The organism is Natronorubrum daqingense, assembly GCF_001971705.1.
GTDB lineage: Archaea > Halobacteriota > Halobacteria > Halobacteriales > Natrialbaceae > Natronorubrum > Natronorubrum daqingense.
Genome location: NZ_CP019327.1, coordinates 1,151,031 through 1,170,124, shown reverse-complemented (window position 1 = coordinate 1,170,124; position 19,094 = coordinate 1,151,031). Strand labels below are relative to the sequence as shown.

Annotated in this window: 21 protein-coding genes; 11 read left to right on the top strand and 10 right to left on the bottom strand. The window is 62.4% G+C overall.

What is annotated here, in order from left to right:
- Positions 1-126 precede the first annotated feature (126 nt).
- The 6 genes from BB347_RS05735 (at position 127) to BB347_RS05710 (ending at position 6,517) form a co-directional block, all read left to right on the top strand.
- Entirely contained in the window at positions 127-1,503 is a 1,377-nt protein-coding gene (locus BB347_RS05735; protein ID WP_076581914.1) for a geranylgeranyl reductase family protein, read from the top strand.
- Positions 1,504-1,603: 100 nt separating this feature from the next.
- A complete protein-coding gene (locus BB347_RS05730; RefSeq protein ID WP_076581913.1) occupies positions 1,604-2,893 on the top strand; it encodes an acyl-CoA dehydrogenase family protein in 1,290 nt (429 codons plus the stop codon).
- Between the two features lie 119 nt (positions 2,894-3,012).
- The gene (locus BB347_RS05725) at positions 3,013-4,437 is read left to right on the top strand and encodes an amidase (RefSeq protein ID WP_076581912.1); all 1,425 of its coding nucleotides are present in this window, start codon (positions 3,013-3,015) and stop codon (positions 4,435-4,437) included.
- Positions 4,438-4,530: 93 nt separating this feature from the next.
- Positions 4,531-5,376, top strand: a complete 846-nt coding sequence (locus BB347_RS05720) for an aldo/keto reductase (RefSeq protein WP_076581911.1) — start codon at positions 4,531-4,533, stop codon at positions 5,374-5,376.
- Between the two features lie 118 nt (positions 5,377-5,494).
- Positions 5,495-6,244: a hypothetical protein gene (locus BB347_RS05715; protein ID WP_076581910.1), complete on the top strand. Its 750-nt coding sequence runs from the start codon at positions 5,495-5,497 to the stop codon at positions 6,242-6,244.
- Between the two features lie 81 nt (positions 6,245-6,325).
- Positions 6,326-6,517, top strand: coding sequence for a DUF7333 family protein (locus tag BB347_RS05710; protein WP_076581909.1), 192 nt, complete (start codon positions 6,326-6,328; stop codon positions 6,515-6,517).
- A gap of 139 nt (positions 6,518-6,656) precedes the next feature.
- Here BB347_RS05710 and BB347_RS05705 read toward each other — a convergent pair whose 3' ends face one another.
- The 5 genes from BB347_RS05705 to BB347_RS05680 form a co-directional block, all read right to left on the bottom strand.
- Positions 6,657-7,628 (bottom strand): phosphoadenosine phosphosulfate reductase family protein, encoded by a 972-nt coding sequence (locus tag BB347_RS05705; protein WP_076581907.1) that lies wholly within the window; start codon positions 7,626-7,628, stop codon positions 6,657-6,659.
- Positions 7,629-8,018: 390 nt separating this feature from the next.
- The gene (locus tag BB347_RS05695; RefSeq protein WP_076581904.1) at positions 8,019-8,600 is read right to left on the bottom strand and encodes a DUF2150 family protein; all 582 of its coding nucleotides are present in this window, start codon (positions 8,598-8,600) and stop codon (positions 8,019-8,021) included.
- A gap of 83 nt (positions 8,601-8,683) precedes the next feature.
- The gene (locus BB347_RS05690; protein WP_076581902.1) at positions 8,684-9,526 is read right to left on the bottom strand and encodes a TatD family hydrolase; all 843 of its coding nucleotides are present in this window, start codon (positions 9,524-9,526) and stop codon (positions 8,684-8,686) included.
- Between the two features lie 76 nt (positions 9,527-9,602).
- Entirely contained in the window at positions 9,603-10,073 is a 471-nt protein-coding gene (locus BB347_RS05685; protein WP_076581901.1) for an NYN domain-containing protein, read from the bottom strand.
- 71 nt (positions 10,074-10,144) lie between these two features.
- On the bottom strand, positions 10,145-11,626 hold the full coding sequence (locus BB347_RS05680) for an aldehyde dehydrogenase family protein (RefSeq protein ID WP_076581899.1): 1,482 nt from the start codon (positions 11,624-11,626) through the stop codon (positions 10,145-10,147).
- A 272-nt stretch (positions 11,627-11,898) separates the two neighbouring features.
- Between BB347_RS05680 and gcvT the strand changes: the two genes are divergently transcribed.
- Both gcvT and gcvH read left to right on the top strand, forming a co-directional pair.
- Positions 11,899-13,017, top strand: coding sequence for a glycine cleavage system aminomethyltransferase GcvT (gene gcvT, locus BB347_RS05675; RefSeq protein ID WP_076582485.1), 1,119 nt, complete (start codon positions 11,899-11,901; stop codon positions 13,015-13,017).
- A gap of 1 nt (position 13,018) precedes the next feature.
- Positions 13,019-13,402: a glycine cleavage system protein GcvH gene (gene gcvH / locus BB347_RS05670; protein ID WP_076581898.1), complete on the top strand. Its 384-nt coding sequence runs from the start codon at positions 13,019-13,021 to the stop codon at positions 13,400-13,402.
- A 15-nt stretch (positions 13,403-13,417) separates the two neighbouring features.
- Here gcvH and BB347_RS05665 read toward each other — a convergent pair whose 3' ends face one another.
- The 3 genes from BB347_RS05665 to BB347_RS19550 form a co-directional block, all read right to left on the bottom strand.
- Positions 13,418-13,609, bottom strand: a complete 192-nt coding sequence (locus tag BB347_RS05665) for a hypothetical protein (protein ID WP_076582483.1) — start codon at positions 13,607-13,609, stop codon at positions 13,418-13,420.
- Between the two features lie 14 nt (positions 13,610-13,623).
- A complete protein-coding gene (locus BB347_RS05660) occupies positions 13,624-14,334 on the bottom strand; it encodes a helix-turn-helix domain-containing protein (RefSeq protein ID WP_076581896.1) in 711 nt (236 codons plus the stop codon).
- 203 nt (positions 14,335-14,537) lie between these two features.
- Complete coding sequence (locus tag BB347_RS19550) at positions 14,538-14,738, bottom strand: DUF7835 family putative zinc beta-ribbon protein (RefSeq protein ID WP_076581895.1); 201 nt, start codon at positions 14,736-14,738, stop codon at positions 14,538-14,540.
- Positions 14,739-15,021: 283 nt separating this feature from the next.
- On the opposite strand from BB347_RS19550, the gene BB347_RS05650 reads away from it, so the two are divergent.
- Complete coding sequence (locus tag BB347_RS05650) at positions 15,022-15,372, top strand: ArsR/SmtB family transcription factor (RefSeq protein WP_076581893.1); 351 nt, start codon at positions 15,022-15,024, stop codon at positions 15,370-15,372.
- A gap of 71 nt (positions 15,373-15,443) precedes the next feature.
- Positions 15,444-15,716: a DUF7521 family protein gene (locus BB347_RS05645; RefSeq protein WP_076581891.1), complete on the top strand. Its 273-nt coding sequence runs from the start codon at positions 15,444-15,446 to the stop codon at positions 15,714-15,716.
- Positions 15,717-15,879: 163 nt separating this feature from the next.
- Here the strand turns inward: BB347_RS05645 and BB347_RS05640 are convergent, their stop codons facing one another.
- Entirely contained in the window at positions 15,880-16,626 is a 747-nt protein-coding gene (locus tag BB347_RS05640; protein ID WP_076581890.1) for a competence/damage-inducible protein A, read from the bottom strand.
- Positions 16,627-16,761: 135 nt separating this feature from the next.
- On the opposite strand from BB347_RS05640, the gene BB347_RS05635 reads away from it, so the two are divergent.
- Positions 16,762-18,288 carry a replication factor C large subunit gene (locus tag BB347_RS05635; protein WP_076581889.1) on the top strand — a complete coding sequence of 509 codons (1,527 nt, stop codon included), beginning with the start codon at positions 16,762-16,764 and terminating at the stop codon, positions 18,286-18,288.
- A 113-nt stretch (positions 18,289-18,401) separates the two neighbouring features.
- On the opposite strand, the gene bioD is transcribed toward BB347_RS05635, so the two are convergent.
- Complete coding sequence (bioD, locus tag BB347_RS05630; protein WP_076581888.1) at positions 18,402-19,085, bottom strand: dethiobiotin synthase; 684 nt, start codon at positions 19,083-19,085, stop codon at positions 18,402-18,404.
- Positions 19,086-19,094 lie beyond the last annotated feature (9 nt).

Here is a 19,094-nt window from a genome sequence, read left to right as displayed (position 1 = left end):
ACCCCGCTTCGTCCCCACCCTCGAGATTCTCGGAATTAAACTCGATTCAACGTGTTTTGATGTCACAATAGCGTCAAGACAGTTTCCCCGTATTTTTTATAACTGAAACCGTTCGAACGGATAGCAATGGCATCGAAGACCAGGACGTCCGACATGGTCGTCGTCGGCGGCGGCACGGGTGGGTGCTTCGCAGCATCGACCGCCGCCCGCGAGGGCCTCGACGTCGTCTTACTCGAGCGAAAAAGCGAGGACGACGGCGGCCACATCGCCTGTGGCGACGGCATCAAGGGCAAGAGTACGTTCCCCGACGTCGTCGACCGCGACCGACTCAGAGCCGAGTCGTTCACTAACGAAGGCATCACGCGCGCCGTCTTCGAGAACCCACAGACCGACGAACACCTCGATATTCCCTTCGACCGGTCGGGTGCCGTCGTCGACCGATATCGGTACGGACAGGTGTTGCTCGAGGAGACCGACCGCGCGGGCGTCGACATCCACTACAATACCGTCGTCAACGACGTTATCCAGCCGAACGGACAGGTAGAGGGTGTCACGGCTATCCGAGACGACGAGGTCATCGAGTACGAAGCCGACGTCGTCGTCGACGCCGCCGGTGCCCTCTCCGTGTTGCAGGACAAAGCTGACCTCGCTCGCTCGTCGTTCGACACGAACGTCAACTACTCACAGTTCTGTTCGGCCTACCGCGAGGTCCTCGAGGTGCCCGAACCGGTCGAGTGGGACGACGCGCTCGTCTTCAAGCCGACGGCCGAACTCGGCTACCTCTGGTACTTCCCGCGCTCTTCGACGGAAATCAACGCCGGACTCGGCTTCCAAATGAGTCAGGAGCCCATGGAACTCGTCGACGTGCTCAAAGACGACATCGCCAACCGCGACGAGTTCCAGGGCGCGACGGTCAAGAACAAACTCGGCGCGGCGTTGCCGACCCGACGGCCGTTAGATTCCGCCGTCCACCCCGGCTACGTCGCCGTCGGTGACGCTGCTGGACACGTCAATCCCTGTACCGGCGGCGGCATTCCCGGCGCTGCGAAGGCGGGCCACTGGGCCGCGAAGGTTGCAACGGAAGCGATTTCGAACGGTGACGTGAGCGAAGGCGCACTCTGGGAGTACAACCACCGCGTCCAGACCGACTTCGGGAAGCGCTTCGCGGCGATGGACCTCTACAACATCTTCGGTACCGCGCGAGACCTCGACGACCTGATCTCGGTCATCACCGTCCTCCCCGGCCAGCAACTCGTCGATACTATCGGCAAGAAGGGAACTGCCGAGATGAGCATCGGCCTGAAGCTCAAGACGCTCGTCAAGACCGTCGGCCACTGGGACACGCTCTACGATCTCTACAAGGTCCAGAAATCGGCCGGCACGCTCAAAGACGTCTACGATAGCTACCCGGACGGCCCCGAACACTTCGACGCCTGGCAGGCCGAGCGCGACGCCGTCATGGATCAGGTCTACGACATCACGGGTGCGGAGCCGAAGTACTAACCGACTGGTATCACTGGTGTGGCGGTCGGATCGAACCGTGAAAGCGACAGATCGGTTCGTAGCTTTATACGAGTTGACCTTGTGACTGATAGCCATACGCATGATCGGAGAAGATACCAGTTTGACCTCGGCAGAACAGGAGTTCCTCTCTGCGTGCATCGAAACCCTCGAGCAAGAGGTCTTCGTCGACCAACTCGACGCGGAACACTTCCAGGAACTCGATCGAAACGAGGAATCGCGGGCGGACTGGGAGGAATACGTCAGTCGGATGGGCTCTCACGACTTCGCTGGAATCACCGTTCCCGAGGAGTACAACGGAGCGGGCGGCACCGTCGTGGAGACCGTACTCGCCGAGCAGGCGATCGGCTACTGCGGGACGATCGTCCACGCCTGCCAGACGTCGCTCACCCAGCACGTGGGCCGGACGCTGTACGAACACGGCAACGACCACCTCACGGAGACGTACCTCGCACCGATGCTCGAGGGCGAGTTGATCGTCTCGCAAGCCTATACGGAACCCTCGAGCGGAACCGACCTCGCACATCTCGAGACGACCGCCGACAAAGACGGCGACGAGTGGGTGGTAAACGGTCAAAAGCGATTCATCGACTTCGCTCGCTACGGCGACTTCTACTTCCTGCCGTGTCGAACGAGCGGGGCCGACGGGGACCGTGAGGGCGTCTCGCTGCTCGTCGTCGACGGCGACGCCCACGGGATCGAGTTCCTCGAGTCGCAGTCGGACTGGCACGGCTTCAGAGGGACCGCGGCGGCGTGGATGGAGTTCGACGACGTCCGCGTTCCCGAGGAAAACCTCGTGGGCGAAGAGGGAGCCGCGTGGTCGTATATCACCGACGAGTTGAACCTCGAGCACCTGACCGTCGCCCGGTACTGCCTCGGGGCGAGCCAACGCGCGCTCGAAATCGCCGCGAACTACACCGAGAATCGGGTGGTCAACGAGCGCCCCACGTCGCGCTATCAGGCCGTCAACCACTCGGTCGCGGAGATGGCGACGAAACTCGACGCGGCGTACCTCCTCAACACTCGAGCGGCCAGAATACTGGACGAGCGAGGGATTTCCGCCGGTCGAATGGAAGGCGCGATGGCGAAGTGGTACGGGAACGACCTCGCTCACGAGATTGCGGATACCTGCATCCAACTCGTCGGTGGAATCGGCACGACCACGTCGTATCCCATCGAGCGCATCCAGCGGGACGTCCGCGCCGGCCGATTCCTCGGCGGCGCCTCCGAAGTGATGAAGAGCGTCGTCCAGCACGACGCCTATCGCGTCCTCGAGGACGAGGAGTTCGACGGCTCCTACGTCGGCAACGAACTCGAGGGGCTCCCGTGGCTCGACGGGCGGACTCGAACAGAGGGGCCGGACCACGATTGACGTGTCTGCGAACACACCAGTTGTCGCCGTCTCTCCTGGGTTTCGGACGCTTCCGGAGAAGTGGCAGTTCGCTACGTACTTGCTAACCTATAACACACGTTCCGTGCAACCTTCGTGGTATGTCACTCGAGACTGCACTCACACGGCTCTCCGCGAGCGAACTCGCGAACCGAATCAGAACGGGCGACGTAACCGCGAGCGACGCCGTCGAGGCCCACCTCGAGCAGATCGAGCGTCTGGACGACGAGCTCAACGCCTTCGTGACCGTCTGTGCGGACGACGCTCGCGAGGCTGCCGCCGAAGCCGACCGGGCGCTCGAGCGAGGCGACCACGTCGGTCCGCTCCACGGCGTGCCCCTCGCGTTGAAGGACCTCGGCGCGCTCAAGGAAGGCGTTCGCCACACGTCCGGTTCGCCGCTCTTTTCCGAAAACGTCGCGAGCGAAACGTCGGCGATCGTCGAGCGACTCGAGAACGCGGGGGCGATCGTCATCGGCACGACGAACACGCCCGAGTTCGGGCACAAGGGGACGACCGACAACGGGCTGATCGGCCCGACGGCGTCGCCGATCGACACCGACCTCAACGCCGGCGGCTCCTCCGGCGGCTCGGCGGCGGCGCTCGCCGCTGGCATGACCTCGCTCGCGACCGGGAGCGACGCCGGCGGGTCGCTTCGAATTCCCGCCGCGGCCTGTGGCGTCTACGCGATCAAGCCGACGTTCGGACTCGTCCCGGACGACGGGCGACCGACCGCGTTCGGCCGGAAAACTCAACACGTCACGAAAGGGCCGATGGCCCGGACGGTCGAGGACGCCGCGCTCATGCTCGAGGCGATGGCCGGCTCCCACCCCGCGGACCCCTCGAGCGTCCCCGTCGACATCGACCCACTGGGAGCGCTCGAGGACTCGATCGACGACTGCCGGATCGCCTACAGCCCGGACCTCGACGTGTTTCCGGTCACGGAGGAGGTCCGGGCGGTCGTCGAGGACGCACTCGGCGCGTTCGAAGCCGCGGGCGCGACGGTCGAAGAGATCACCGTCGATCACGGCTCCACGCTCGAGGAGCTTCAGGAGGCGACGATGGCGACGTACATGACCTCGATTCTCGAGACCGCGACGGTGCTCGAGGAAGCCCACGGCATCGACGTGCGAGAGCACCCCGACGAGGTTTCGGACAGCTTCCTCGCGATGGTCCACATCGGCGAGAAGTACGGTCCCACGGAACTCGCTCGCTCCGGAATCGTCCGAACGGAGTTCTACGACGCGGTTCAGGACGTGCTCGCGGAGTACGACGTGCTCCTCACGCCGACGCTCTCGCGCGCCGACGTGGGCCTGCGCGAGGACCTCGCCTCGAGCGCCTGGGAGTGGCCGCTCACGTGGCCGTTCAACTGGACCGGTCACCCCGTCGCCGCGGCACCCGCCGGCCTGAGCGCAGATTCACACCCCGTCGGCCTCCAACTTGCGGGCGGGCGATTCGAAGACGAGACCGTCCTGGCCGCGAGCCGAGCACTCGAGCGCGAACGACCGTGGGACCATCTCTACGAGTAGATTCGATGGATCCCTCCGAGTGACCGTTCTCACCCGAACAACACCCTCGCCGCAACCCCAACCCATTTTCACCCGACGGCCATGTCTTCGCTCATGGGAACGAACGATGCCGATGCTGTTACACCAGAATGTTGTCCGACTACGAGCGGCGGCATGCCGATGCTCGGCTTTGGCACCTGGCAACACGACGACCCGACGCAATGCGTCGAAAGCGTCACAACCGCACTCGAGACCGGGTATCGCCACATCGATACCGCACAGGCCTACGACAACGAGGAGTCCGTCGGCGACGGCATCGAAGCGGCCGACGTCGACCGCGACGACGTCTTCCTCGCCACCAAAGTGTGGATCTCGAATCTCGCCTACGACGACGTCCTCGAGACCGCTCGAGCGAGCATCGACCGACTCGGCGTCGACGCACTCGACCTCCTGTACGTCCACTGGCCGGCCCGGACGTACGACGCCGAAGAAACGCTCGCCGCGTTCTCCGAACTCTACGACGAAGGGCTGATCGAGAACGTCGGCGTCAGCAACTTCTTGCCCGAGCAACTCGAGGTCGCCGTCGACGTCTGTGACGCACCGATTCTGGCGAATCAGGTCGAACTACACCCGTTGCTTCAACAGCCGGAACTCCGCGAGACCTGTGCGGATTACGACGTCGACGTCGTCGCGTACTCGCCTATCGCCCGCGGTGAGGTGTTCTCCCAGCCAGAACTACAGGCAGTCGCCGAAAAACACGGCGTCAGCGAAGCACAGGTCAGCCTCGCCTGGTTGCGCGAGAAGGGCGTGACATCGATTCCGAAAGCGACGAGCGAAGACCACATTCGTGACAATTGGGCGTCGTTGTCACTCGAGTTAGATCGAGAGGATATCGATCGAATCGATTCGATCGAGGAGACCGCTCGGCAGGTCGATCCGGACTTTGGACCCTGGAACTGACCGATTCGCGTTCTGTGCCTCCCCGCTCTTCGTCCGCCCTTATGTATCAGTACGAGTAACATACTCGAGTTCGTGAAAAGCAGGAAAGTTTACGGTATCACGGCTTTTTGGCTCGCGTATGTCCGCCCGCTCACGACAACGTGGCGGTGGTGGGGTCGTCGGTGCGATCAGGACCGACGTTCAGCGGTTACACGGTGCGTGGATGGAACTCGTCTTTCCACGCCAGCGTGGCCGCGGTCACTCCGTCATGGGGAAGTGGAAGCCCGACACCCTCCCGCAGCGAATCGGTTACCACACCTGGAGTTCGCTCGGATTCCTCGGCTTACTCCTCTTGTATCCCCTCACCGTCATCGGACTCGCAACCCGCTTCTACGCGGCGAAACTCGACTCGACCCGGACCCGTCTGGGCATCGTCGGCGTCACGGCCATGGCCGTCGTCGTCTGGGGAACCCTGACAGTTATCGCCCACCTTCGGCTCCCGACCGAAGCCGTCATCGCCATCGCGGCCGCGAGCAGCGTCGCGACCGTCTCGACGGCGCTCGCCGCGATCACCTCGAAGTTCGGCGGGCGACTTACCTCGGTGTTGCTCGCCTACCCGTTCGCGATGACCGCGCTGTTCTTGCCACCGGTCGTCGCCGCACTCGTCACGCCGTCGCTCGAGGGCGTCATCCTCGAACCCAGTTACGACTTCGCGGTCTGGGCGCTCGATAACGTCCTCTACATTGGCGACCTGAACGAGTACCTGCGCGCGAACTACCAACTCGAGGGGGCCGCCTACGCCGCGATGTGGGTCGGCATCTCGTTCCCGCTGGGGTGGTTTCTCGGTATCGTCATCGCACTGGCGAATCTGGTTCGCCCGTCCCGGTAAGGACGTACTCGCATTGTGAACGGTCGCAAACGGACGACCGATTTCCGACATCCTTTGGCGACCGATTTCCAACAGTTTCGTATGGAGTTCAACGAACTCACGACAGGAATTGCGTTCGTCGCCATCATCGCACTCGGCGTCGGCGGAATGATCGCGACCGACATGATGCAGACCGACGACGTGTTGATGATGGTCGCCCCGTCGATGATCGCATTCGGCGCGATCATGCTGGGGATCGGCGTGAAATTCGGCGAGTATCGCGCGACGAACTGAGCGCGTTCGAGAATCTGACACTGCTGTCAGTGCGGTTCGAACGGCACTACTCGCCAGTAACGACTGTAGACGACGTGAGGTGGACGGAGAAATCCGACACCTCGTTCCGGTTCACTCGGGTGCGATCACTCGAGTCCACTCACATGTAGCCGAGGTCGCGCAGGCGCTCCATCAGGTCCTCTTTGTCCTGAGCGCGCCCGGCACGCTCGGTGGTTCCTTCGAGGTCCTGCAACCAGGCGGGCTCTTCTTCCGACTTCTCCGTCGAAACCTCGCTGCCGAGCGAGCGGAAGCCGGCGAAGTACTTCGGCGAGATCGGGATATCGTCCTGATCGACGCCCTCCGGTAGGTCCTCGTCGCTTTCGGGGACGTAGCCGTCCTCGGGGAAGTTCTCGACCGTGTCCGGCACGACGAAGTTCCAGAAGGCCTCCCAGACCGCAGCCTCGTCGAACTGCAGGATGGGCTGAATGCGGTCGTGTGGCGGGTAAATCTCCGGATCGTGACGCGGCGAGAAGAACGTCTCGTCGGCGCGGGCTTCCTGTTCGTCCCAGCGGACACCGCTGATGACGCCGTCGATGTCGTATTCCTCGAGTGCGTCGTTGAGGGCGACCGTCTTCAACAGGTGGTTGCCGACGTAGGTGTCGAGGAGGAACGGGAAGGTCTCTTCTTCGTACTCGAGGATCTCTCGAACGTGGTGTCGATTGTGCTCGGAGAGTTCCGAGATATCGATTTCGTCGCCAGGTTCGAGGCCGCGTTCGTCGACGTACTCGCCGACGTTCTCGTTTCGGGCGTAGATGACCTCGAGATCCCACTCCGTCGCCCAGTGGTCGACGAAGTCGTGAATCTCGTCGAAGTGCTGGTAGTGGTCGATGAACACCGCCGGCGGCACCTCGAGGTCGAAACGCTCGGCGACTTCCTTGATGAAGTACAGCGTGAGCGTCGAGTCTTTCCCACCGGTCCACATGACCGCCGGGTTCTCGTACTCCTCGAGACCGGTGCGAGTGACTTCGATCGCCTTCTCGATTCGATCCTGGATGTGCGGGTAGTCCTCCGGATCTTCGCCATCGCCGTCGTCGTAATCCACGTCGACGTAGTCGGGGAAGTTCTCCGTCATGCTGTGTAATGAGATATAATTACCTCATTTAAACGCTTTGGGGGAGCGGAAACGTCTGACGGAAACTGCGACGGCTCGCGACGACGCGCGATCGGCCCGAATCGCAACGAGACGACGCATTCCGCGACTCGAGGACGGATCGCGACAACTCGGTGGTGAACGCGGCGACATCACGTTCGCCGGAAGACGAGGACCGTATTGCCACTATCACAAGCTCGTGACTGTTTGGACGCGTTACACTCGAGTCGTCGAGGTAAACCTCCCGACGCGGAACGGGTGACCGCCGAACTGCTGAAAATCACTCTACGCTGCTCGGCCTGAGAGTATCGGGTCGGTACCAGTGACGAAAACGCCACGAACGACGACCTATCGCGGGAGGACTAGTCGGGATTACTCGTCTTCTTCTTCGACGACTTCTGGATCGCTCATCGCGCTCTGGAGGCTGTCGAGTCCGTTGACCCACTCGGTAACGAGGCCGTACTCGAGGTCCTCTGCGACGCCCATGTCGAGTTCCTCGCCGTCGATGATGAGGGTGCCGGCCTGTGCGGCGTAGCCGAGGGCGGCGTCGAGTTCCTCCTCCGCTTCCGCGTCCGCCGCAGCGCCGAGGTAGTCGCCGACGCTACCGTCTTCCGGTGGGCCGCCAGCGATGTACTCCTCCGCGGCGAAGAACACGCAGACGAGACTCGTCTGGACGCCGTCGACGAGGATCAGTTTCTCCTCGTCCTCGATGTCGACCTCGCCGAGAACGATCTCGCGGACATCGGCGATCTCCTCGAGTGCGGCCTCTTCCTCGAGGTCCCCGTCGTCGTAGGCGGCGACGATCTTCGCGATCGCGATCGCCGTGTCGTCCTGTAGATTTAACAGGAGCCGCGCCGACGACTCGTCTTCCGGATCGATCTCTTCGTCTTTGATGCGGCTGATCCAGTTTTGCCAACGTTCCTCCGAGTAGAACTCGGTCGGGGGATTGCTCATACAGACACCTACACCGGCCGCTTGAAATGCCTTTCTCTACTGTACGGTAATCCGAACGAACCGTTATCGCCCGTTCTGTGTCGTTAGAGGGTTCCTTCCGTGTCAATTCCGTAGACGAGATCCGGAGTTTCGACGTGGGCATTCCGGACCGCTTCGGCGTGACCGTTCTCGAGCAACCACGCAACCCGTCGGGGGACGGTCTTTGGCCCCAGTACGGCCCCTGGCCGGTCCGGGTCGTCGATGTAGTCGGTCTCCATCAAAAACGGTTCGCCGCGTTCGACGGCCGTTTCGAGTCGACCTTTGTCGCACATCACGCTCGGAATCGGCCCCTCGAGTCGGCCGCCCGCGTAGTGTTTGACGACCTTGTGTCGCGAGAGGCCCGCGTCCTCGGCCCACTCCGCGACCTCGGTCATCTCCTCGCTCGCTTCCGCGTGGAGTTGGACGGCACACTCGAGGTCGGCCCCGCGTTCGAACGCGTGACGCATGACGGCGTTCGAGGCCTCCCAAACGGCGTCGTCGACCTCGTAATGCGGTCGGCCCGATTTCAGCGCCAGTGCGTCGCCCGACTCGACGTACTCGGCCGCCGCGTCGATTCCGGCTCGCATCAGGTCGCGCGCGTCCTCGGGTGTGAACCCGCGTTCGTCGACGAGTCGCGACACGAGTCCGGGATGGACGCCAAGCACGGGCCAGGCTCGCCCCTCGAGTTCCTCGTCGGCTTCGTCGACGACCTCGATCGTCCGCTCGAAGACCTCCCTGAAGTCCTCGCCAGTCTCAGCCTCGACGCCGAGGTGCCAGGAGGGTTTGTTGACGACGAGCAAGTGTGTCCCACCGACTCGAGCGAAGTCTCGAACCGCGTCGATGCCGCGGTGGTTGTCCGGATCGAGGTGGAGGTGATTGTCGAGTACGGGCGTCTCCTCGTCGATCATAGCGGACAGTGAGGGGCCCTCAGGGGAAAACGCTCCGACTTCCGACGCCGACTGCCGGCGTCGTGGCGCGGGAACCTCAGCGCTCGAGCGTGATCGCGTCGTCCGCGGCGTTTTTCAGCGCGTCCGAGCGACCGTGTTCGCCCGGCGCGATCGCGATCGTCTCGACGCCGACCGAGCCGGCGTACTCGAGGGCGGGCTTGAAATCCGTGTCTCGAGAGGCGATGGCCAGTCGGTCGATCGTCCCCTCGCTGCACAGCGCGGTCGCGTCGACGGCGAGTTTCACGTCGACGTCACCGCTCGTGATGATGACCTCGAAGCCTCGCGCTTCGGCGGCCTGAATGAGCCCCGGCGTCGCGTGTTCGTCGAGATAGATTCGGATGATGCCCACGCGTCCGAGGTCGCGCGCGGCGTCGCGCAGGTCGTTCAGATCGACGTCGAACTCGTCCCGAAAGACGTTCGGCCCGTCGACGAACAGGCCCACCGACGGCTCGCGGTCGGGAGCAGACTCCTCGCTCTGGCCGAAACGGGCGCGAACGCGGTCGAACATGCTCGAGCGTTTCTGGGGCCGCGAGATAGATGTGACGAAAGTGACCCGCTCGCGCTCGGTCGCTCAGTCGCTCACTCGAAGATCAAGTAATCGCGTTCGTCGTGTTGGACGGAGATCCACTTCGGTTCGGTGAGTTCGTCGACGATCCACTCGCCGTGATACCGGCCGAGTCCGGACTGCTTGACGCCGCCGAAGGGTGCGTTGTGGTCCTCGTTGATCGGTTGATCGTTGATGTGGACCATCCCCGCGTCGATTCCGTCGGCGAGTTCGCGAGCGCGCGTTTCGTCCTCGCACTGGATCGCGGCGGAGAGACCGTACTCGGTGTCGTTAGCCAACTCGAGGGCCTCCTGGTCGTCGGAGAAGGGAATCACCGGCGCGATCGGGCCGAAGTGTTCGTTGCACGCAGCCGCCATCTCGTTCGTACACCCCGAGAGCACCGTCGGTTCGACGAACAAGCCCTCCGCGTCGCCGCCGGTTTCGAGCGTCGCACCCGCCTCGAGCGTCGCCTCGACGTACTCGATGAGGTCGTCGCGCTGGGCTTCGTTCTGGACCGGGCCGAAGGTGACGCGGTCGTCCTCGGAGGGATCGCCGACGGTAAGCGACCGGGCGTGTTCGACGAGCAAGTCGACGTATTCGTCGTAAAGCGACTCGTGAACGAGGTGGCGATTGATAGAGATACAAACCTGTCCTTGGTGGAAGAACGAGCCGAACGCGCCGGCGCGCGCAGCCTTCTCGAGGTCGGCCTCGTCGGTGACGATGAAGGGAGCGTTACCGCCCAACTCGAGTGCGGGTTGTGCGAGGGTTCGACCGGCCTGCCCGGCGACGTCCTTTCCGACGGCTGTCGATCCGGTAAAGGAGATCACGCGTGCGGCCGGGTGCTCGACGAATCGGTCGCCGATCGCAGAGCCGCGACCGGTGACGACGTTGACGACGCCGTCCGGGACGCCGGCCAGTTCACAGAGTTTCGCGATCAACAGTCCGCCGGTGATCGGCGTATCCGTCGCGGGCTTGAGGACGACGGTGTTACCGAGTGCGATCGCCGGCGCGAGCGCGCGTAAGGAGAGGTGTAACGGGAAGTTCCACGGCGAAATGATGCCGACGACGCCGACCGGTTCGTAGATGACGTGGTTGTCCTTGTCCGGAATCGACGGCGACTGGCGCACTTCTTCGTCGGGTGCTTCTAGATTGAGCGCCATCTCCACGTCGCCGGTCGCGGTTGCGAACTCGGCCGTCGCGCGATACGACGGGGTGCCGGCTTCGGTCGCTAAGAGCGTCGTAATCTCGTCGTAGTGATCGTTCAGCTGCGAGCGCAGGTTCTGGACGATCTCGGTTCGTTCGTCTCGAGGCGTCTCCGCCCAGGCCGGTTGGGCGGCCTCGGCTGCCTCGTAGGCCGCGTCGACGTCGGCCTCGCTCGCGGCCGGAACCGACGTAAACGCTTCTCGTTTCGAGGGGTTTTCGACCGCGATCGTCTCGTCGCTCGAGGCGTCGCACCACTCACCATCGATGTACAATTGGCTCCAATCAGCTGTCGGCTCGAGTTCGTGGGTACTCATCCGTTCGTTACTACCGTTATTTTCAGATAAATGTGTTCGGCAACCGGAGACGATGCGGTAATCAGTTGTAACTCATAGTAGTTACGTGAATGAATCGGGAGAACGAGTGGGGAGACGGACGAGAGCGTGACTGCGTGCGAGTCGATCGACGGACCCAGTGGTGTCAGACTGCGGCGGCGAACGACGATGCGTCGACGAAAACACATCTGAGAGTCGACACCACAGCCCACGCGACGAAAAGACATTACTACTCCCCGGGTGATTTAGCGAGTATGCCGCTTCAAACGCCGCCGTTACGTGACGTGCACGCCGATCGGGGCGCGAAGTTCACGGAGTTTGGCGGCTGGGATATGCCGGTCGAGTTCGACTCGATCCAGACGGAACACGCGGCCGTACGCGAAGATGTCGGCATCTTCGACGTCTCGCATATGGGCCAACTCTCCGTCACCGGTCCCGACGCGACCGAGTTGATGCAACGACTCACGACGAACGACGTGACCCAACTCGCCGTCGGCGACTCCCAGTACGCTGCGATCACCAACGAGAACGGTGCCATCATCGACGATACCGTCGTCTACCGACTCCCAGATGCGGGCAGCGACGAACCCGACGTCGCGGGCGAAAAATCCTACCTCTTCGTCCCAAACGCCGGCACCGACGAGGCGACCCACGAACGCTGGATCAGCTACCGCAACGAGTGGGACCTCGAGGCCACCGTCGACAACCAGACCGACGAGTTCGCAATGTTCGCCGTGCAGGGACCCGACGCACCCGACCTCCTCGAGCGCGTGAGCGACGACCCCGTGTCAGACCTCTCGCGATTTCAGGCCCGCTACGCGACGGTAGACGACAGTCGATGCTGGGTCGCCCGGACGGGCTACACCGGCGAAGACGGCTTCGAGCTACTCGTCCCGTGGTCCGACGCCGAACGGATCTGGGAGTTGTTCGAGTGCCAGCCCTGTGGCCTCGGTGCTCGAGACACGCTCCGAATCGAAGCGGGCCTCCTACTCGCCGGCCAGGACTTCGACCTCGAGTCGAACCCGCGAACGCCCTACGAGGCGGGAATCGGCTTCACGGTCGACCTCGACACCGAGTTCGTCGGTCGAGACGCGCTGGCCGAAATACAACGCGAGGGCGTCGACGAGCGCCTCGTCGGCTTTCAATTGATCGACCGAGGTATCCCGCGACACGGGTACGACATCACGAACACCGACGGCCGCGTCGTCGGTGCCGTCTCGAGTGGAACGATGAGTCCGTCGCTCGAGAAAGCGATCGGACTCGGATACGTTCCGAGTGAGTACGCGGAGCCGGGAACGACGCTTCACGTCGTCGTTCGCGGACAGTCCAAAAAGGCAAGAGTTGAAACCATCCCCTTCATCGACACCGTATAACATGAGTTTCGATATTCCAGACGACAGACAGTACCTCGAATCGCACGAATGGGCACACGAAGAAGACGGCACCGTCCGAATCGGCATCTCGGATTTCGCACAGGACGAACTCGGTGACGTCGTCTTCGTGGAACTTCCCGACGAGGGCGACGAGCTCGCACAGGGCGAGGAGTTCGGCGTCATCGAGTCGATCAAAGCCGTCTCCGATCTCTACGCACCGGTCGGCGGCGAAGTCACGGCCGTCAACGAGGACCTCTTCAACGCCCCCGAACTCGTCAACGACGACCCCTTCGGCGACGGCTGGATGCTCGAGATCGATGCGGACGATACGAGCGAACTCGACGACCTGCTCTCGGCCGACGAGTACGAAGAACAGATCGCCTGAATTTCCGCGCGTCTCTTACTCCGCCGGCCGCTCGGATCGGTTGACGAGAACGAGCGCGATACCGCTCACGAGAACCATCGCGACACCCCAGACGACCCAGGCAACGGCGCTCCCACTCAGGCGGACGAGTCCCAGCGAGAGGACGAAAACGAGCGTCAAGACGATCGTCAGTCGTTCGGTCCAATCGAATCGGTCTCTCATAGCCATCGCGTCCACCTCGGTCACTCGAGTGCGGCGAGTCGCTCGAGCATCTCCTCGAGGTCGACGTTCGTCACGGCCAGATCGTAGCCGTCGATACGCGCGAGTTCCCGGGCGTGGTCCCACAACTCGTCTTCCTCGAGCCCGTGGAGGATCACGGCGTTGGGCGTCGGATTGAGTACGCGAAGGGCGATACCGACGCCCTCGCCGCGAGTGACGTTGGTGAACACCAGGACGCGATTCGTGCTCTGGCCGTAGAGTCTGAAGAACTCCTCGCTCGAGAGTCGCGTGATCGCTTCGATGCTGTCGATGACCGTGTGGCCGCTAATGTGCGTCGTATTGTTCGTGACGATTTCGGTCGCCTCGAGGTCATCGTGGAGCGTCGAGAGGGGAATCGAGGTGGCGTATTCTCGCAGGTCGTGGACGACGTCGCTGTCGAATCCGGCCGAGAGCACGCGCCCGTACTGTCGGATTCGGTCCCCGCCTCGGCGTTCGTCGATACCGAGCAGTCCGTTTACGAGTCGGCGAACGACGCCGATGCCGGGACTCTCACGTCGACCGCTCTCGTAGTCGGAGATGACCGACGACGAAATCTCGAGTTCGGACGCCAGATCCGTCTGGGAGATGTTGAAATCGGTCCGCCACTTGCGTAGCGTGGCGCCCGGATCGTCACTCAGCGTGATCTCTCCGGCGATCTTCTCCGCGAGTTCTCGTTTGGGCCCACGACCGCTCATACGTCGTTGTTACGCGGTCGACTCAAGTAGCTACTGAAGACGGTTCGGTAGCGATTACTGGCGGTTCGGCGGCCCTGCGAACGAGGTGGCACTCCGACGTGACGGGCCGACCTGATCGGTATAAAGGGACGCCTGATCGAACGGTCGAATTCGTCGGCGAGAAGAATTGGTGTGGTTGAAACGGACAGGCTATCGAGAGATCGTTACGCGTTGTTCATTCGCTGGCTATCGAGGTTGCCACAGCGCGTACACTCCCGGACGCGGTATGGCTCTCGGGAATATTGTGCGTTATCTTCACTTCTACTCTCCGTAACGAGTTGGATAGAAACCTCGTGCAATGTGTCCGTTTCACACTCTTCGCACGGTTCTCTCATCCCGTTTGATACGCCACTAGTCGTTGCCATACTGTCCCCATCGTACTACATCACGATATATCATCCACAGTGACTTCGTGCCAAGAGAAGTGGTATAAATAGGCGTTCTCAATTCGAGATAATACCCTCGCGTACTGATCAGTATCTGGCAGCTTTTTTAAACGAATGCTTGCAAACGCTCGCGACGGGAGGGATCCGCGTGTGGGTGCGAGAGAGTGATCCCAAGACGTTGTAATCCGAGTTTTTATCTGTATTTCTGATTTTCATCAATACTCGGAAAACCTTTTGCGGTGAGTATTCTAATTAGAGACACATGGATGACGAGTCTTCTATCGAGGAAGTCCTCAATACAATCGGGGACGAACACGCCCGCACCGTCCTCGCCTCGATCAGCCGTGAGCCGGGCTCGGCAAAGGAACTGGCAGCGCGACTCGAGCTCTCCCAACCGACGATCTACCGCCGCCTGGAGTTACTCGAGGAAAACGACCTGATCGAAGACCGGACGCTCGTCGCCGACGACGGTAATCACTACAAGGAGTACACGTGCAACTTCAATAGCACGGTCATCTCCTTGGAAGACGACGAGTACGACGTTCGTATCTTCCGCGAGGAGAATCTCCCCGATCGGTTCACGAAACTGTGGGACGAACTCGGAACGAACTAACGTCGAACGATGTGCACTACATACAGTCGGAAAACCCGATCGAGGCGGCGTCAATGCGTTGGTGAGCGTCGATGAACGAACTCCTCAACGCGGTGTTGATGATCCTCCAGATGGTCGTCTTCGCGTTGTCGCTCGGACTGACGCTCATTAGCTTCCAGTCGTACAACCAAACGGGATCCAAACGCCTCGAGTCGGCGTTCATCGGCTTCGCCTTCCTCAGCATGGGAGTCGGGCTGACGACGATCAACTCCCAGCTTTCGTCCACGCCGTCGTTGCTTTTCATCGCCGAGACGGTACCGTTCATCGTCGGCTTCGGCATGCTCTATCTCTCTCTCTACCGGTAAACGACGGACCACACCTACACCCTCACGGGCACCTCGTTATCCACGTCGAACCCACGGGCGGATCGCCATCCGCGTCGAACTCGCAGGCGACTCGCCATCCGCGTCGAAGCGCTGTGGCGCTCCTTGTTTTGATTCACGGCAGGTTTAGGGTATTTCCGTCCACTCACTCCGCCGGCGGGTCGTCGACCGTTTCGATTCGCTCTCGCACCCACGAGGCTGCCGCATCGACCGTCGATTCGTCTTCCCCCCGAATACGTATTCGACCAGGGTGCGTCTCTCCACGGGGATAACTCCCGACGCCGACGCCGTAGCGGTCGATAACCCCCTCGAGGACGTCGTGGAGCGAGCCCTCGGGAGCGGGCGTGTGGATCGTACGGGTGACGACGGAGCCCTGGAACTCCTCGGCGACGAGGTCGAACATCGCGTGCATCTCATCGGGAATCCCGGCGAAGACGTAGACGTTCTCGACGGTACAGCCCGGCGCCCAGCCCTCGTCTGTGACGAGGGGGGTCGCTCCTTCGGGAATCGATGCCGCAGCGTCGATATCGAGGTGCAGGTCGTACTCCTCGACCAGTTCGGGATTCTCCTCGCGAAACGCGGTCGACTTCTCGAGGAGTTCGTCTCTGATCCGTTCGTGGACGACGAGGTCCCGATTCAGCCCGTCGGCGACGGCCTCGACGGTCACGTCGTCGGGCGTCCCGCCGATCCCGCCGGTGACGATGACGGCGTCGAACGCGTCCGCCCACGCCGAGACCGTGTCGGCGATGAGCGCTCGCTCGTCGGGAACCGTCAGAATTCGCTCGACGGTGTTCCCGCGGTCGGTGAGTCTCGAGGCGAGCCAGGTAGCGTTCGTGTTCGTCGTCGATCCGGCCAGAATCTCGTCGCCGACGGTGACGATCGCGACGTTCATACGGGCCGTTCGGTCGTGCGGTAGTTAGCCTCGTCGCCCTATCGTGCGGAAATCGCATCTGGCAACGCCTCGTCTCAGTCGCCGAAGAGTAACGCTCCGCAACCACTAAACGCGACTCGGCCCAACCACAGCGCAATGAGCGATTGGACCGAGAAGTACCGACCGACGACACTGTCGGAGGTACGCGGAAACAACAAAGCCCGCGACGCACTCGAGGAGTGGGCCGAAACCTGGGACGACCACCGGGACGCGGCGATCGTCCACGGCAGCCCTGGGGTCGGGAAGACCTCCGCGGCGCACGCGCTGGCCAGCGACATGGGGTGGCCGGTGATGGAACTCAACGCCAGCGACAGTCGCGGAGCCGACGTGATCGAACGCGTCGCCGGCGAAGCCTCGAAGAGCGGCACCTTGAGCGCGGGCGGAACCGGCCGCCGACTCGTGATCTTAGACGAGGCGGACAACTTCCACGGGAACGCCGACTACGGCGGTTCGGCCGAAGTGACTCGAGTCGTCAAAGAGGCCAATCAGCCGGTCGTCCTCGTGGCCAACGAGTTCTACGATATGAGCAAGTCGCTGCGAAACGCCTGCGAGACGATCGAGTTCCGGGACGTTTCGAAGCGCTCGATTGTTCCCGTGCTGCGGGATATCTGCCGGCGCGAGGACGTCGAGTACGAAGATGAGGCACTCGAGAAAATCGCCGAGTCGACGAGTGGCGACCTTCGATCGGCGGTCAACGACCTGCAGGCGGTCGCCGAGCAGACGGACAAATTAACCGTCGACGACGTCGTGACGAGCCAGCGGGATACGACCGAAGGGATCTTCGACTTTTTGGACACCGTGATCAAGGAAGCAGACGCCGAGGGTGCACTCCGTGCGTCTTACGACGTCGACGAGAATCCCGACGAGATGCTCAACTGGATCGAAGACAACGTTCCGAAGGACTACGAGGGTGGCGAGTTGGCCGACGCCTACCAGTACCTCTCGAACGCCGATCGCTGGCTCGGTCGCGTCCGCTCGAGTCAGAACTACTCGTTCTGGCGCTACGCGACGGACAACATGACCGCCGGCGTCGCCGCCTCCCGTCGCGGCGACAAGGGGGGCTGGACGCGTTACGGCCCGCCGAGTTACTGGTCGAAACTCGGGCGGACGAAGGGCACGCGAAACACTCGAGACGCCATCGCCGAGCGCGTCGCCGAGCGCGAAGGTACGAGTGTCGCCACTGCACGCCGGGAGATCCTCCCGTTCCTCTCGGCGATGACCCATCACTGCAAAAATCGTGAGTTGACCGTTCGAATGGCCGGCGCCTACGAACTCGACGAATCCGAAGTGTCGTTCGTCACCGGCAGCGGCAAGAGCACGAACAAAGTCGAATCGATCGTCGAAGACGCCGAGGAACGCCGGGAGAAACAGACCGTCGAGCACTCGGGATCGGCATTTTTCAACACCGGTGACTCGAGCGGCGACGACAACCAATCCGCCGGATCGGACGAATCGGACGAATCGGCGACGAACGAGTCGACCGCGGGCGAGGAGTCGGACGGACAGGAGACGCTCGCTGCAGCAAGTGGTTCGGACGACGGTGGCAGTGAATCCGGGGTCGAGGAGGGTGCAACGGAGGCAGACGAAGACGACGACCAGTCTGGACTGAGCGATTTCATGTAGCCGGCGTTTTGAGGGGGGAGCGCCGTTAGCTCGATTTTGATAGGATCACTCGAGAACGTATCGCGGACAGTATCGGAATACCACGAACACACCGACGAAGTCGACGAACCCACTCACTCGCCGTATGCGAGTACTCGATCGACGAATTCCGGGGAAAGTGCGTCTTCGACACCGCCAGCGAGCGCTGCTGGTGTCTCTCCCTCGAGAGACGGGACCGTTTCGACCTCGTGCCCAATCATTCGCTCGAGTTCCTCGGGATTCGTCCGTTCCGCGAGCGTCGCACCGGCGTACTCGTTGCACACAATGCCGGCGACGTCGACGCCGCGGCGCTCGAGGGCCTCGACGGAGAGGGCGCTATGATTGAGCGTCCCGAGTCCGGATCGGGTGACGACGACGGCCGTCGCGTTCAGGTCGGCGACGAGGTCGATCACCTCGCGGTCCCCGGCCAGTGGCACCCGAAGGCCGCCGATGCCCTCGACGATCGGGAACGATGTGTCTGCAATTTCGGCTTCACAGGCCGTTAGAATCGATTCGTAGCCGAGTTCCGCGTCGGCTTCGGCTGCGGCAACTCGCGGCGCGAGTGCGGGCTCGAGATAGTGTGGACACGTTGCGGCCGCAGGGTCATCACACGCCTCGGCGACGAAGCCGGCGTCGTCGTCCGGCGGATACCCGGTCTGGGCGGGTTTAATCGCTCGCGCGTCGATTCCTCGCTCGCGCAGGGCGCTGGTGAGTCCTGCCGTAACGACTGTCTTCCCGACGTCGGTGTCAGTGCCGACGATTGCGATCGGAGTGGTCATGTGGTGTCC